At 69.2% G+C, this 13,299-nt stretch carries 11 protein-coding genes; 8 read left to right on the top strand and 3 right to left on the bottom strand.

What is annotated here, in order from left to right; translation table 11 throughout:
• Positions 1-36 precede the first annotated feature (36 nt).
• The 4 genes from EV644_RS38750 (at position 37) to EV644_RS38735 (ending at position 4,520) form a co-directional block, all read left to right on the top strand.
• The gene (locus EV644_RS38750) at positions 37-819 is read left to right on the top strand and encodes an MBL fold metallo-hydrolase (protein ID WP_132195776.1); all 783 of its coding nucleotides are present in this window, start codon (positions 37-39) and stop codon (positions 817-819) included.
• Complete coding sequence (locus EV644_RS38745; protein ID WP_132195774.1) at positions 816-3,122, top strand: aminotransferase class III-fold pyridoxal phosphate-dependent enzyme; 2,307 nt, start codon at positions 816-818, stop codon at positions 3,120-3,122. The genes EV644_RS38750 and EV644_RS38745 overlap by 4 nt, the downstream gene beginning before the upstream one ends.
• A gap of 5 nt (positions 3,123-3,127) precedes the next feature.
• Positions 3,128-4,036 carry a ribonuclease Z gene (locus tag EV644_RS38740; protein WP_132195772.1) on the top strand — a complete coding sequence of 303 codons (909 nt, stop codon included), beginning with the start codon at positions 3,128-3,130 and terminating at the stop codon, positions 4,034-4,036.
• 76 nt (positions 4,037-4,112) lie between these two features.
• Positions 4,113-4,520, top strand: coding sequence for a nitroreductase family deazaflavin-dependent oxidoreductase (locus tag EV644_RS38735; protein ID WP_132195770.1), 408 nt, complete (start codon positions 4,113-4,115; stop codon positions 4,518-4,520).
• Positions 4,521-4,645: 125 nt separating this feature from the next.
• Here EV644_RS38735 and EV644_RS38730 read toward each other — a convergent pair whose 3' ends face one another.
• Positions 4,646-5,791, bottom strand: coding sequence for an epoxide hydrolase family protein (locus EV644_RS38730; RefSeq protein ID WP_132195768.1), 1,146 nt, complete (start codon positions 5,789-5,791; stop codon positions 4,646-4,648).
• A gap of 63 nt (positions 5,792-5,854) precedes the next feature.
• Here EV644_RS38730 and EV644_RS38725 point away from each other — a divergent pair, with 63 nt between their 5' ends.
• Positions 5,855-6,796, top strand: coding sequence for a helix-turn-helix transcriptional regulator (locus EV644_RS38725; protein ID WP_132195766.1), 942 nt, complete (start codon positions 5,855-5,857; stop codon positions 6,794-6,796).
• Here EV644_RS38725 and EV644_RS38720 read toward each other — a convergent pair.
• Complete coding sequence (locus tag EV644_RS38720; protein ID WP_132195764.1) at positions 6,783-8,078, bottom strand: FAD-binding oxidoreductase; 1,296 nt, start codon at positions 8,076-8,078, stop codon at positions 6,783-6,785. The two genes, EV644_RS38725 and EV644_RS38720, sit on opposite strands and share 14 nt — an antisense overlap.
• 78 nt (positions 8,079-8,156) lie before the next feature.
• Here EV644_RS38720 and pdxR point away from each other — a divergent pair, with 78 nt between their 5' ends.
• Positions 8,157-9,569 carry a MocR-like pyridoxine biosynthesis transcription factor PdxR gene (gene pdxR, locus EV644_RS38715; RefSeq protein WP_132195762.1) on the top strand — a complete coding sequence of 471 codons (1,413 nt, stop codon included), beginning with the start codon at positions 8,157-8,159 and terminating at the stop codon, positions 9,567-9,569.
• A gap of 98 nt (positions 9,570-9,667) precedes the next feature.
• On the opposite strand, the gene EV644_RS38710 is transcribed toward pdxR, so the two are convergent.
• Positions 9,668-10,561, bottom strand: a complete 894-nt coding sequence (locus tag EV644_RS38710) for an oxidoreductase (protein ID WP_132195760.1) — start codon at positions 10,559-10,561, stop codon at positions 9,668-9,670.
• 97 nt (positions 10,562-10,658) lie between these two features.
• Between EV644_RS38710 and EV644_RS38705 the strand changes: the two genes are divergently transcribed.
• Both EV644_RS38705 and EV644_RS38700 read left to right on the top strand, forming a co-directional pair.
• A complete protein-coding gene (locus tag EV644_RS38705) occupies positions 10,659-11,234 on the top strand; it encodes a TetR family transcriptional regulator (RefSeq protein WP_132195758.1) in 576 nt (191 codons plus the stop codon).
• A 164-nt stretch (positions 11,235-11,398) separates the two neighbouring features.
• On the top strand, positions 11,399-13,105 hold the full coding sequence (locus EV644_RS38700; protein ID WP_132195756.1) for a S1C family serine protease: 1,707 nt from the start codon (positions 11,399-11,401) through the stop codon (positions 13,103-13,105).
• Positions 13,106-13,299: the final 194 nt, after the last annotated feature.

Raw genomic sequence — 13,299 nt, 5'->3', positions numbered from 1 at the left:
CTCTCCTGATCAGGAATCACTGCGACGAGGGAGCGGATGACACCGACGCTCACCACCTTGCTCAACGGCTACTCGCTGAACACCGACCAGGGCAATCCGGCCTTCTGCTCCGTCCACCTGGTCGAGAGCGAGGCCGGGCGAGTGCTGTTCGACTGCGGCCATGCCGGCCGGCGCCGGATGTTGCTGGAGGCAATGTCTGCTCGTGGACTCGAGCCGGCCGATATCGACACCGTCGTCCTGTCCCACGGCCACTGGGACCACCTGCAGAATGCCGACTTCTTCCGGCAGGCCCGGGTGCTGCTGCACGCGGACGAGCTGCGCAACCTGGACGCGCCACCCGCCAAGGACCTCGGCACGCCCCGCTGGGCGAAGGCAGTGCTCGACGGGCTGGACGTCCAGTCGACGGGGGAGGGCGACGAGCTGATCCCCGGCGTCGAGGTGCTCGAGCTGCCCGGGCACACCCCTGGCTCGATCGGCCTCGCTGTGACCACCGACGCCGGAACCACCGTGCTCACCGGTGACGCCGTGCCCACTGCCGCAGTACTGCGGGCCGGCCGCGCGTCGGGTCGCCCGTACGACGCGGCCAAGGCGGATGCGTCGGTCGAGCGGGTCGCCGGACTCGCCGATGTCGTCTGCCCCGGACACGACGCTCCCTTCCGGATCAGCGCCAGTGGGAACCTGGAGTACGTCGTGAGCCCCGAACCGCTGGTCTTCCGGGGAGGAAGCCGCGCTGTATTTGATTCCTCGCCCACCCCACCACCCCAGTCATTCAATTCCTCGCCCACCCCACCACCCCAGTCTTTCGAGGAGACACCGTGAACCAGACCGTGGGACAGACGTCCAGCCTGGTCGAGGAACCACCCGAGGTCGACCTGGCCACCGCCGCGGGGTTCCTGCGCGCGCAGTACGGGATCGACGCCGAGTTGCAGGCGCTGCGGAGCGAGCGCGACCTGAACTTCCTGGCCGTCGCCGACGACGGCCGGCAACTGGTGCTGAAGGTGTCCAACTCCGGCGACGATCCCGGCCAGATCGCGATGGAGAGCGCGGCGATGCGCCATGTCGCGCTGGTCGATCCCGGTCTCCCGATCCCGCGGATCGTCGACACCGTGGACGGCGAGCAGGTGGTGACGCTGAAGGCCGACGACGGCCGGGTGCACCAGGTCCGGGTGATGACGGTGATGCCGGGTGCGGTCGGCGATCTCGCGGTTCTGCCGGACCGGTTCGCCACCGACTTCGGTGAGGTCTGCGCGCGGCTTGCTCGTGCGCTCCAGGGCTTCGGTCACCCGTCGGCCGATCGACGGCTGGACTGGGATCCCCGGCTGGTGACCGCACTGCGGCCGTTCGCGCAGCAGCTACCCGACGCGAACCGCCGGGCCCCGATGGAGAAGCTGCTGGATCGCTTCGAGGGCTTGGAGGAGGCGACCAAGCGGCTGCCGGCGTTCGTGCTGCACGGTGACGTGACCTTGAGCAACGTGCTGCTCGACGCGGACGGGATCTCCGGAGTGATCGACTTCGGCGACATGCACCACACCGCCCGGGTGGCCGATCTCGCGATCAGCCTGACCTCGCTGCTGCGGGAGTCCGCCGATCCGTGGCCCGCGGCCGCCGCGTTCCTCGATGCCTATCAGCGGGTGTTGCCGCTCGAGCCGGAGGAAGTCGAGCTGATCGGTGAGCTGGTGCTCGCCCGGATGGCCGCGAGCGTGCTCATGTCGGCGTGGCGGGCTCCGCTCTATCCCGACAACTACGAATACCTGACGAGCCTGGTGGCCGGCAGCTGGCACGGACTCGATCTGCTGGCGGGGATGGATGCCACCGAGCTCGCGGATCGCTTCCACCGGCTCTGCGGGACCTCCCGGGTGGAGTCCGCCCAGCGTCTGGATCCGTCGCTGTCGAAGCGCCGGGGTGCCGCCCTGGGCGGGCAGCTGTCGCCCCTGTTCTACCGCGAACCGCTCCAGGTGGTCCGGGCTGCCGGGGCCTGGGTGCACACCGCGGACGGGCGTCGCTATCTCGATGCCTACAACAACGTTCCCGTCGTCGGCCATGCTCACCCGGCGGTGGTCCAGGCGATCTCGCGCCAGGCCGCGGTACTGAACATCAACTCCCGCTACCTGCACCCCAACGCCGTCGAGCTCGCGGAGCGGCTCACTGCATCGATGCCGCTGGGCTTGGACACCTGTGTCTTCGTCAACTCGGGCAGCGAGGCCAACGACCTCGCGTGGCGGATGGCCCGAGTCGTCACCGGCCGGTCCGGAGTGATGGTCGCCGATCTCGCGTACCACGGGGTCAGCGAGGCGACGGCCGCTTGGTCGACCAACACGTACCCGCCGTCGGCACGTCCAGCGCACGTTGCGGTCTTCGACGCGCCGCGGCTGGATGCGGACGGGCAGCAACCCAGTGGGGTCGAGGCCGGCCGGCGGGTCCGGCTGGCACATGACGAGTTGCGCCGGGCCGGTCAGGACGTGGCGTTGCTCGCCGTCGACTCCGTGTTCAGCAGCGCGGGGATCCTCACGCCGACCGGACGGTTCATGCGCGGTCTGCAGGACGAGACCCATGCGCTCGGCGGGCTGTTCCTCGCCGACGAGGTGCAGGCGGGATTCGGCCGTGGCGGTCGCAATCTCTGGCGGTTCACCGACTTCGGCCTGACACCCGACTTCGTCACGCTGGGCAAGCCGATGGGCAACGGGCACCCGATCGCCGCCCTGATCACCCGGCGGGAGATCGTCGAGCAGTTCATCGCGATCGACGAGTTCTTCAGCACCTTCGCCGGCAATCCGGTGTCCTGCGTCGCCGCGCTGACCGTGCTGGACGTGATCGAGCAGAACGGCCTGGTCGAACAGTCCGGCCGGATCGGCGCGGAGTTGTCGGCCGGCCTCGCCGACCTCGCGCCCAGGCTGCACCCGGCGGCCCGCGTTCGCGGCCAGGGCCTGATGGTCGGGGTCGAGGTCCCGCCGGAGGCCCCGCTGACCGCAGCCGACCTGGCCGAACGACTGCGCGAACAGGGCGTCTTCGTCGGCACCACCGGACCAGGCGGGACCGTCCTCAAGATCCGCCCGCCGCTGATCTGGGACCAGGGCCACGTCGCATACTTCCTCAAGGCTTTCCAAGCTGCTGCACTAACCTGAGGTCCGTGCGCGAACTGGTCGTCCTTGGCACCGGGAGTCAGGTGGCGTCGCGGGAGCGCAGCCAGAACGGGTACTTCCTGCGTTGGGACAGCGACGGCTTCCTGTTCGATCCGGGCGAGGGGACCCAACGGCAGATGCTGTACGCCGGGGTCTCGGCCGGGGCGATCACCCGGTTGTGCGTCACGCACTTCCACGGCGACCACTGCCTCGGAGTACCGGGGGTGATCCAGCGGTTGTCGCTCGACGATGTGCAGCATCCTGTGCACGCGCACTACCCGGCGTCCGGTCAGGAATACTTCACCCGGCTCCGGTACGCCGCGTCGTTCTTCGAGCGGGCCGAGGTCCGGGAGGAGCCGGTCGAAGAGGAGGGCCTGCTCTCGGTCGGGCCGTTCGGCCAGTTGTGGGCCAGGCGGCTGGAGCACCCGGTCGAGTCGTTCGGGTACCAGCTGGTCGAGCCCGACGGCCGGCGGATGCTCCCGGACCGGCTGGCGCAGTACGGCGTGGCCGGGCCGGCGGTGGGTCGCCTGCAGCAGGCGGGATCGCTGGAGGTGGACGGGCGCACGGTGACCATCGAGCAGGTGAGCGAACCGCGGCCCGGTCAGCGGTTCGCGTTCGTGATGGACACCCGGCTCTGCGACGGGGTGTTCCGGCTGGCCGACGGCGCGGACCTGCTGGTGATCGAGTCGACGTACCTGTCCTCGGAGCGGGAACTGGCCAAGCGCTTCGGTCACCTGACCGCGCGGCAGGCCGCCCGGGTGGCGCAGGAGTGCGGGGTCCGCAAGCTCGTCCTGACCCACTTCTCCCAGCGCTACACCGAGCCGGAGCGCTTCCACGAGGAGGCCGCGGCCGAGTTCGACGGCGAGATCGTGGTCGCCGAGGACCTCACCCGGGTCTCCGTACCGACCCGTCGCTGAGTGTTCACGGCCGGGAACATCTGGGTACGGTGCGACTGTTGAAGGCATTAACTACCCGCGTGAGCAAGGAGATTCGATGCTGTACGGACAGGAGCACGTCAACCGCTACGAGGAGACCGACGGCGAGGTCGGCTACGACTGGGGCGACCACGGCGCGCACATCCTCATCCTCACCACGATCGGCCGCAAGTCCGGCGTGGAGCGGAAGAACCCGCTGATCTACCGCGAGGTCGACGGTGGTTACGCGATCGTCTCCTCCGCCGGCGGCGCCGACGCCCATCCCGCGTGGCACTTCAACCTCGAGGCCGACCCGGACGTCAAGGTCCAGATCAAGGCCGACCGCTTCGCCGCCCACGCTCGCGTCGCCACCGACGAGGAGCGCGCCCGGATCTGGCCGCTGATGACCGAGATCTGGCCGGACTACGACACCTACACCACCAAGACCGACCGCCAGATCCCCATCGTCATCCTCGAACGCCGGTAGTCCTCCCCACGCGGCTCCTGACGGATGACCGGGCGACGAATTGTCGTTGCCCGGTCATCTCGTCGTGATCCAGGTGAGGTATTGCCGTTCTACATCCTGCGCGCTCTCGGTATTCCGATCACGGACTAGCGAAGGTCGCGGAAGAACTCGCGGATGTCGCTGGTCAGGAGGGCCGGCTCCTCGAGGGCGGCGAAGTGGCCGCCTCGGGGTACATCGGTCCAGCGGGTGATGGTGTTCTCCTGTTCGACGTAGCGGCGGATGGCTACGTCGTGGGCAAGGATGAGGGCGGCGGTGGGGACGCCGGAGTTCTCCTTCGTCACGCCCCACGGTGCTGCCTGTGCGTAGCCGACGTACGCGGCGGTGCCGGCCGTGCCGGTGAGCCAGTAGAGCATCACGTTGGTGAGCAGCCGGTCCCGGTCGATGATTGCGTCCGGCAACGTTGCGCGCGGGTGGGTCCACTCGCGGAACTTGTCCATGATCCAGGCGAGCTGCCCGACGGGCGAGTCGACCAACCCGTAGGCGAGCGTCTGCGGACGCGTCGACTGGATCGCGACGTAACCGAACTCCTCCTGCATGAACGCGTTGATCCGCGCGACCCGGTCCTGCTCGATCGGCGACAGGCTCGCCAGCTCCTCGGCCGGCATCGGGTACGGCGCGATCGGACCAGGCCCGCCGTTCGTGTGAACGCCGATCACGTGCTCGCGATCCACCCGTCCCACCTCGGCCGAGACGGTCGCGCCGATGTCACCACCCTGTACGGCGTAGCGGTCGTAGCCGAGGCGGTTCATCAGCTCCGCCCAGGCCCGGCCGGTCCGGTCAGTGGTCCAGCCACCGTCACTCGTGGGCCCGGAGAATCCGAATCCCGGCAATGACGGGATCACCACATGGAAGGCATCCGCCGCCTCCCCGCCGTACGACGCGGGGTCGGTCAGCGGGCCGATCAGGTCGAGGAACTCCACGATCGACCCCGGCCAGCCGTGGGTCAGCATCAACGGCAGCGCGTCCGGCTCAGCCGATTTCACGTGCAGGAAGTGGATCCGCTGACCATCGATCTCGGTCGTGTACTGCGGGAAGTCGTTCAACTGCTTCTCGGCGGCTCGCCAGTCGTAGCCGGTCCGCCAGTACTCGACCATTTCGGACAGCCAAGCGACCGGGGCGCCGGTGTCCCAGTCGTCGCCGGGCAGTGCGGCCGGGAGTCGCGCGGCGGCGAGCCGGTCCTGGAGATCGTCGAGAGTGCTCTGCGGGATGTCGATGACGAATGGCTTGATCATGTCTCCCACTCTGTCACCCGGTTAGGACAGCTTCAGTCCTAGCTGGATGGCAGACTGTGGAACATGTTGGAGACCTCGGCGCGACTGCTCAAACTGCTCTCCCTGCTGCAGTCTCCGCGCGACTGGAGTGGTACCGCGCTCGCGGAGGAACTCGGCGTCGGCGTACGGACCGTCCGCCGCGACGTCGACAAACTCCGCAACCTCGGCTACCCCGTCGACGCCGTACCCGGGGTGGCCGGCTATCGCCTGGGTGCCGGTGTGGCCCTGCCGCCGCTCCTGCTCGACGACGAGGAGGCGGTCGCCGTCGCGATCGGACTACGGGCCGCCGCGACCGGGAGCGTCTCGGGCATCGAGGAGTCGTCGGTGCGCGCCCTGACGAAGCTCGAGCAGGTCCTGCCCTCGCGACTGCGCCACCGGGTCCGCCTGCTCCAGTCGGTCGCGGTGACTCCGACTGCCGGGGCCTCGGTGGCGCCCGACGTGGTGATGGCCGTCGCGGCCGCTTGCCGCGATCACCAGCGCCTCCGCTTCGACTACCGCAGTCACGACGGCACCTCCACAGTCCGTACTACGGAGCCGCATCGCCTGGTCCACACCGGGCGACGGTGGTACTTGGTGGCCTGGGACCTGGACCGCGAGGACTGGCGAACGTTCCGCCTGGACCGGCTCGATCCCCGAATCCCCACCGGTCCACGCTTCATACCTCGGCAGGCGCCGGAGCTCGATGAGACCACTCGGGGAGTCGCCTCGGGCGCGTATCGCTATCAGGCTCGCTTCCTGATGCGTGCGCCCGCCGAGCAGATCGCCGACCGGATCGCCAACACGATCGGCACGGTCGAGCCGGTCGACGCCACGACCTGCATCCTCTCCACCGGCTCGAACTCCCTCGACGAACTCACCCTCTACGTCGGCCTGCTCGGCTTCGACTTCCAGGTGGAGTCGCCACCCGAACTGATCGACCACGTCCGCACCCTCACCACTCGCCTCGGAGCGGCTACGCCGGCTTGATGTTCTGGTTCAGGTGGAAGGTGTTGTGGGGGTCCCAGGTGGTCTTCAGCGCGGTCAGGCGGGCCAGTTTCGCGGGCGGGAAGGCCCGGCGCACGCTCTCGCCGTTCAGGGTGTTGAGGTACGCGCCCCCGGCGTATTGGTCGAGCGTGGCGGCGTACACGCGGATCGTGGCGATCCGCTCCTCGTCGTCGGCCGGGTCCTCCCACCGGGTCGCGGTGACGAACTCGAACAGCGTGTCCCGCTGGCTGAACGCTGCCGCCTCGTCCGATACGTCGGAGATGGCGCCGCCGTAGGCCTGCAGGCTCGCACCGACACCGGGGTTCCGCAGCAGTGCCCGGATCGCGTCGTCCGTGAGGGCCTTGAAGTAGTGGCCCTTCCAGTAGCGGCGGTACCGGTGCCCCTGGATGCTGTCGTCGCGGCTCTGCAAGGTCAGGTAGGGAATCTCCTCGATGCTCTTGGCAACGACCTGGCCGAGGCCGTCGAAGGCCTGCAGCAACTGCTCGCGCCCGGCCAGGTCGCCGACCCAGACGAAGCCCACGGTGATCCCGTCGCCGCGGATGCTCGCGGTGAAGGTCGCCTGCCGCGGAGCGGTCGCGTTCAGCTCGCGCCAGGCCCGCAGTACGGCGAAGCTCTCGGCGGCGGGGTAGGTGAATTCGGCGATGAGTGCGCGGGTGCCGATGGCGTGCAGCCGGAACTCGAACGAGGTGACGATGCCGAAGTTGCCGCCACCACCGCGCAGACCCCAGAAGAGGTCCGGGTTCTCCGTCGCGCTGGCGTAGACGATGTCGCCGGTCGCGGTCACCATCTCGTAGCGGACGACGTTGTCGCAGGCGAGGCCGAACTGCCGGGCCAGCCAGCCCATGCCGCCACCCAGGGTGAGGCCACCGACCCCGGTGTGGGAGACGTTGCCCGCGGTGGTCGCCAGACCGTGCTGCTGCGCGGCGCGATCCAACTCGCCCAGCAGGGCGCCGCCCTGGACCCAGGCGAGCCGCCGGTCGGGGTCGACCCAGACCTCGCTCATCGGGGTGAGGTCGATCATCAGACCGCCGTCCGGTACGGCGTGGCCGGCGATGCTGTGCCCACCGCACCGCACGCCGATCTCCAGGTCGTGCCGGCGTCCGTACCGGACCGCGGCGGCGACGTCGGCGGTGGTGTGGCACCTGGCGATCGCGGCCGGGCGGCGGTCGACCATCGCGTTCCAGACGCTCCGGGCCTCGTCGTAGCCGGGCTCGCCGTCGCGGATCAGGATCAGGGTCTCGGTCTGGAGCTGGATGGCGGTCATGAGCTTGCCCCTCTGCTGGAAAAGTCTTGGCACTCACGACCATGACAGCGAAGCGGTACCCGGATAAGGTCCAGTTCCATGAGCCGATCCAGGACCAATTCCGGTTCCGGGGAGCTGTTGGTCGAGCTCCGCCGGGAGACGGCCGTGCCGCTGCACCAGCAGTTGGAGAGTGGGATCCGGGAGCGGATCCGGCAGGGCCTGCTGCGGGCGGACACGGTGATGCCGTCGACCCGGGCGCTCGCGACGGACCTCGGCCTGTCCCGCGGCGTTGTCGTCGAGGCCTACCAGCAACTGGTTGCCGAGGGGTATCTCGTCAGCCGTACGGGCGGCTACACGCAGGTGGCGCCCGCGGCGGCCCGGACATCTCCGCAGGACAAGGAGAAACCGGCGCCGACCGGTCCGCCGAGGATCGACTTCAAGTACAGCCGTCCCGATGTCTCGCAGTTCCCGCGAGCCGCCTGGCTGCGCTCGATCCGGCGGGTGCTGAACGAGACTCCGCACCTGAGTTTCGCGTACCTGGACGGCCGGGGTGCCGACGAGTTGCGAACGGCGCTTTCCGACTACCTCAACCGGGTCCGCGGCACCTCGGCTCGACCCGAGAACATGTTGGTCTGCAACGGATTCGCGCAGGGATCGCGGTTGCTCCTCCAGGTGCTCGCCGCCTCCGGGTACAAGCGGCTCGCAGTCGAGGACCCGTCGGACAACGAACTGCGAGAGGTTGCGACCGCCGCCGGGCTCGAGGCCGTCGGAGTACCGGTGCTGGAGTCCGGCCTGGATGTGGGGGCACTTGAGCGGTCCGGAGCGGACGCAGTACTGGTGACTGCCGCGCATCAGTTTCCGACCGGCGCGGTCACCTCGGCCGAGACAAGGGCGGCGCTGGTCGAGTGGGCCGCGCGGCGCGATGCGTTGATCATCGAGGACGACTACGACGCGGAGTACCGGTACGACCGCGAGCCGATCGGCGCGATGCAAGGGCTCGCGCCGGATCGGGTGGTCTACGCGGGGACCGCGAGCAAGACGCTGGCGCCGGGGCTCCGGCTCGGCTGGCTGATCCTGCCGGCCCGGCTGGTCGAGCCGATGGCGGCCGCCAAGATCGTGGACGACCGCGGCTCGCCGGTGCTCGACCAGTTGACCTTCGCCGACTTCGTCGCGCGCGGCGAGTTCGACCGGCACCTGCGCCGGATGCGACCGCGGTACCGGCGGTTGCGCGACGCCCTGGTCGGCCGGCTGGCCGAGCGGCTGCCCGACCTCGAACCGATCGGGGTCTCGGCCGGGCTGCACGTGATGGCCTGGCTGCCGGCGGACGTGTCCGAGAGCGCGGTGACCCAGGCCGCACGGGAACGTGGGCTCGGCGTCTACGGCCTGAAGCCCTATTGGGTGCAGAATGCCGGTCCTGAGGGTCTCGTCTTCGGGTACGGCGGGCTGACCGAGCCGGCCGTTGTCGAAGGCATCGACCTGCTCGCGGACACCATCGCCTCCCTGCGTCGTTAGTGTCCTGCGTCGGAGGTTGCCACCTTCCCGGTCGAAGAGTCCCGGACGATGGCCGAGGCGATCCCCGGCGCGCGATTCGTCGTACTGGAGAAGGCCGCTCACCTCGCCGCGCTGGAATGCCCGGACGAGGTGAACGCCTTCATTGACGGGTTTCTAGCCGATCGCTCGTAGTCCGTCGAGGTGCTGACGGGGGCCCACCGGGCGGCCTCGTCGGCGCGGGACCGGGAGGCGCGATCGGCGTGCTCCAGGGCGTCCTTGCCGAGCAGCAGTCGTAGCGGCGGCTCGTCCAGCGCGGCGATGTCGACGACGGCTCTGGCTGCCTGGGCGGGATCGCCCGGCTGCTTGCCGTCGACGCTCACGCGGTACCGGTTGAGCTCGCCGACGGTCGACTCGTAGTCCTCGCCGACCGGCGAAATGGTCATGGACGAGCCGCCCCAGTCGGTGCGGAAGGCGCCCGGCTCGATGATCGTCACCTTGACGCCGAACGGCTTGACCTCGTTGTTGAGCACCTCCGAGAAGCCTTCGACGGCGAACTTCGCGGTCTGGTACGCGCCCATTCCCGGGGTGCCGCCGACGCGTCCGCCGACCGACGAGAACTGCAGGAAGTGGCCTGAGCGCTGCTTGCGGAACACCGGCAGGGCGGCCTTGGTGACGTTGACGACGCCGTACAAGTTGGTCTCGACCTGCGCGCGGAAGTCCTCGTCGGTGGTCTCCTCGATCGGCGCGCTGTTCGCGTAGCCGGCGTTGTTCGCGACCACGTCCAGGCCGCCGAACTCGTCGATCGCGGTCTGTACCGCGCCCCGGGCCGCCTCGGCGTCGGTGACGTCGAGGGCGACCGCGCGGATGGCGTCGCCGTACTCCTTCACCAGGTCGTCGAGCTGCTCGGGCTTGCGCGCGGTCGCGACGACGCGGTCGCCGCTGTCCAGGACCGCCCTGGTGAGCTCACGCCCGAGGCCGCGGGAACTGCCGGTGATGAGCCAGGTCTTGCTCATGATCTCTCTCCACTAACTAACCGACTGGTTGGATAGTTCTAGGGAACCTCGCTCGACACGAGAAATCAACTGACCAGTTGGTTGGTAGACTCGGGCCATGCAGAGGGATGCCGGACGGACCAGGCAACGGATCCTCGAGGCCGCGACCGAGGAGTTCGCCGCGCTCGGCATCGCCGGCGCCCGGGTGAACCGGATCGCCGAGGTGGCCGGGTGCAACAAGGCGATGCTGTACGCGTACTACGGCAACAAGGACCAGTTGTTCGACGCGGTGTTCACCGCCTATGTCGATGCGTACCTCGAGGAGGTGGGCTTCGACGCCGACGACCTGCCGTCGTACGCCGGTCGCGTCTTCGACTACTTCGAGGAGCACCCGGGTCATCTGCGGCTCGCCACCTGGTACCGGTTGGAGCGACCACAGGGGGCTCGGCTGGAGGCGGTGCTGGCTGTGAACGCGGACCGGCTCGCCGAGTTGGAGCGGGCTCAGGCTGATGGAGTGATCCCGGCGGACTTCAGTCCGGTGGAACTGCTGTCGCTGATCCAGTCGATCGCCACGAGTTGGTCGACGATGAACCCGGAGTACGGCAGCGCGGTGCCCGCCGACCGAGCCCACCGCCGACGGACCGTGGTGGACGCGGTCGAGTTGTTGCTCGGCAGCCGAGCCGCTGGAGCGTGATCGGCTGGACCACCCCGCCGCAGTACCTCCGTGAGAGTGGCCGGCTCAAGTGTGGTGCGGGTCACGGTGGATTCTCAGGTGATTCCTCCATCGGGTCGATGGTGCTCTCAGGATCCCGCGCTCTACTCGAATCAGCAGGGAAATGCGCTGAGGAGGCAATGGGAATGAGCGAGATCGACGGAGAGCAGGGACCGACGCCGGACCAGACCGGTCGGCAGGGTTCGGGGCAGCAACAGGGACAGGGTCCGAACACCCCGCCGCCGTCGCCGCAGCCCCAGCAGCCGGGGAACCAGCAGAACCAGCAGGGCCGGCAGCAGGGATGGACGCCGCAGTACGGGCCGTCGCACTACAAGCCGCAGGAACACCCGCAGTACGGGCAGCAAGGTCAACCCGGGCAGGCGCCGTACGGGCAGCAAGGTCAACCGCAGTACGGCCAGCAGGGTCAGCCGGCGCAGCCGCCGTACGGGCAGCAGGGTCAGCCGCAGTACGGGCAGCAGGGTCAGCCGCCGTACGGGCACCCGGGTCAGCCGCACTACGGGGCGCAGGGGCAGTACGGGCAGGCGCCGTACGGGTATCCGTATGGGCAGCCTCATGGCGGACAGTGGGGGCCGATGCCGTTCCACCACCAGCCGCCGAAGCGGCGGAGGCGGTTGCCGGCGCTGATCGGGGCGTTCGGTGTGGCCGCCGCCCTGGTCCTCGGATCAGTTGCCTGGGGCATCGATCAGCAGTCGAACGCGAACAACAGCTCCAAGCTCTCCCAGCCGCTCGACCCGGCCGCGGTGGCCGCGCAGGTCTCGCCCGGTCTGGTCGATGTGAACACGGTGCTCGGCTTCGAGGGCGCTCGCGCCGCCGGTACCGGGATCGTGCTGACGTCCGACGGCGAGGTGCTGACCAACCACCACGTGGTGGAGGGCGCGACGCAGATCTCCGTCGTGGACATCGGCAACGGCAAGACCTACTCGGCCAGCGTCGAGGGCTACGACGCGACCCATGACATCGCGGTCCTGAAGCTGAAGGACGCGTCCGGGCTGCAGACCGCCAAGACCGGTGACTCCTCCAAGGTCGCGATCGGCGACCAGGTGGTCGGCATCGGCAACGCCGGGGGAGTGGGCGGTACGCCGAGCTACGCCGCCGGCAAGGTGACCGGCCTGAACCAGGCGATCACCGCGACCGACGAGTCCGGCTCCGACCCGGAGAACCTCACCGGCCTGATCCAGACCGACGCCAACATCCAGGCGGGCGACTCGGGCGGACCGCTCGCCAACGCCGCTGGTGAGGTGATCGGCGTCGACACCGCCGGTGGCTCGGGCAACCCGACCCCGGGCGGCTCCGGCGAGACGGCCTACAGCCCCAGCTCGACCTCAGCCACTGCCACCGCGACGCTGACCGCCTCGGGTGACGGCACCGGCAACGGCTCGCCCTTCGGCGACGGCAACGGCTCGCCCTTCGGCGACGGCCAAGGTCAGGGGCAGGGTCAGGGCAACGGCCAGGGCCAGACGACGACGCAGGGCTTCGCAGTGCCGATCAACCAGGCACTGGACATCGCCCAGCAGATCGAGAAGGGCGACTCCTCCTCGACCGTCCACATCGGCGGCTCCCCGATGCTCGGCATCTCGGTCCTCGCCAACGCCACCGGTACCTCGGGCGCCGTCGTCAACGACGTTCTCGCCAACGGCAAGGCCGACGAGGCCGGCATCACCGCGGGCGACGTGATCACCTCGCTCGGCGGCAAGACCGTCGACTCGGCCGACGCTTTGTCGAACCTGCTCGACCAGCACCACCCGGGCGACAAGGTAGCCGTCACCTGGATCGACCAGACCGGCGCCAAGCACACCGCGACCATCGAACTGGCCACCGGCCCGGTCCGCTGACGCCTCCTTCAGCGAACCGCCCGATCGGGCCCGCCGCGCTCCTATCCCCTCAGAGCGCGCGGGCCCGATCTTTTGTCGTCTCGGCTCAGCTAAGCCTCGATCCACCGATGAGGGCGTTTGAGGGAGCGGGTCGGAACGCGAGAATGCCCTTACGTACTGGAAGAATTTGACTTCTCTAGGGTCCAATTCGCACC

Origin of the sequence: Kribbella orskensis (assembly GCF_004342085.1) — a bacterium.
In the GTDB taxonomy this organism is placed as follows: domain Bacteria; phylum Actinomycetota; class Actinomycetes; order Propionibacteriales; family Kribbellaceae; genus Kribbella; species Kribbella orskensis.
Note: the sequence above shows the minus strand (reverse complement) of the source record. Positions and strands in the feature narration are given on the sequence as shown.

Coding starts and splice junctions, on each gene's coding strand:
- pdxR (WP_132195762.1), top strand. CDS start 8,157: ATGAGCCGATCCAGGACCAATTCCGGTTCCGGGGAGCTGTTGGTCGAG.
- EV644_RS38720 (WP_132195764.1), bottom strand. CDS start 8,078: ATGACCGCCATCCAGCTCCAGACCGAGACCCTGATCCTGATCCGCGAC.
- EV644_RS38705 (WP_132195758.1), top strand. CDS start 10,659: ATGCAGAGGGATGCCGGACGGACCAGGCAACGGATCCTCGAGGCCGCG.
- EV644_RS38750 (WP_132195776.1), top strand. CDS start 37: ATGACACCGACGCTCACCACCTTGCTCAACGGCTACTCGCTGAACACC.
- EV644_RS38730 (WP_132195768.1), bottom strand. CDS start 5,791: ATGATCAAGCCATTCGTCATCGACATCCCGCAGAGCACTCTCGACGAT.
- EV644_RS38700 (WP_132195756.1), top strand. CDS start 11,399: ATGAGCGAGATCGACGGAGAGCAGGGACCGACGCCGGACCAGACCGGT.
- EV644_RS38735 (WP_132195770.1), top strand. CDS start 4,113: ATGCTGTACGGACAGGAGCACGTCAACCGCTACGAGGAGACCGACGGC.
- EV644_RS38725 (WP_132195766.1), top strand. CDS start 5,855: ATGTTGGAGACCTCGGCGCGACTGCTCAAACTGCTCTCCCTGCTGCAG.
- EV644_RS38710 (WP_132195760.1), bottom strand. CDS start 10,561: ATGAGCAAGACCTGGCTCATCACCGGCAGTTCCCGCGGCCTCGGGCGT.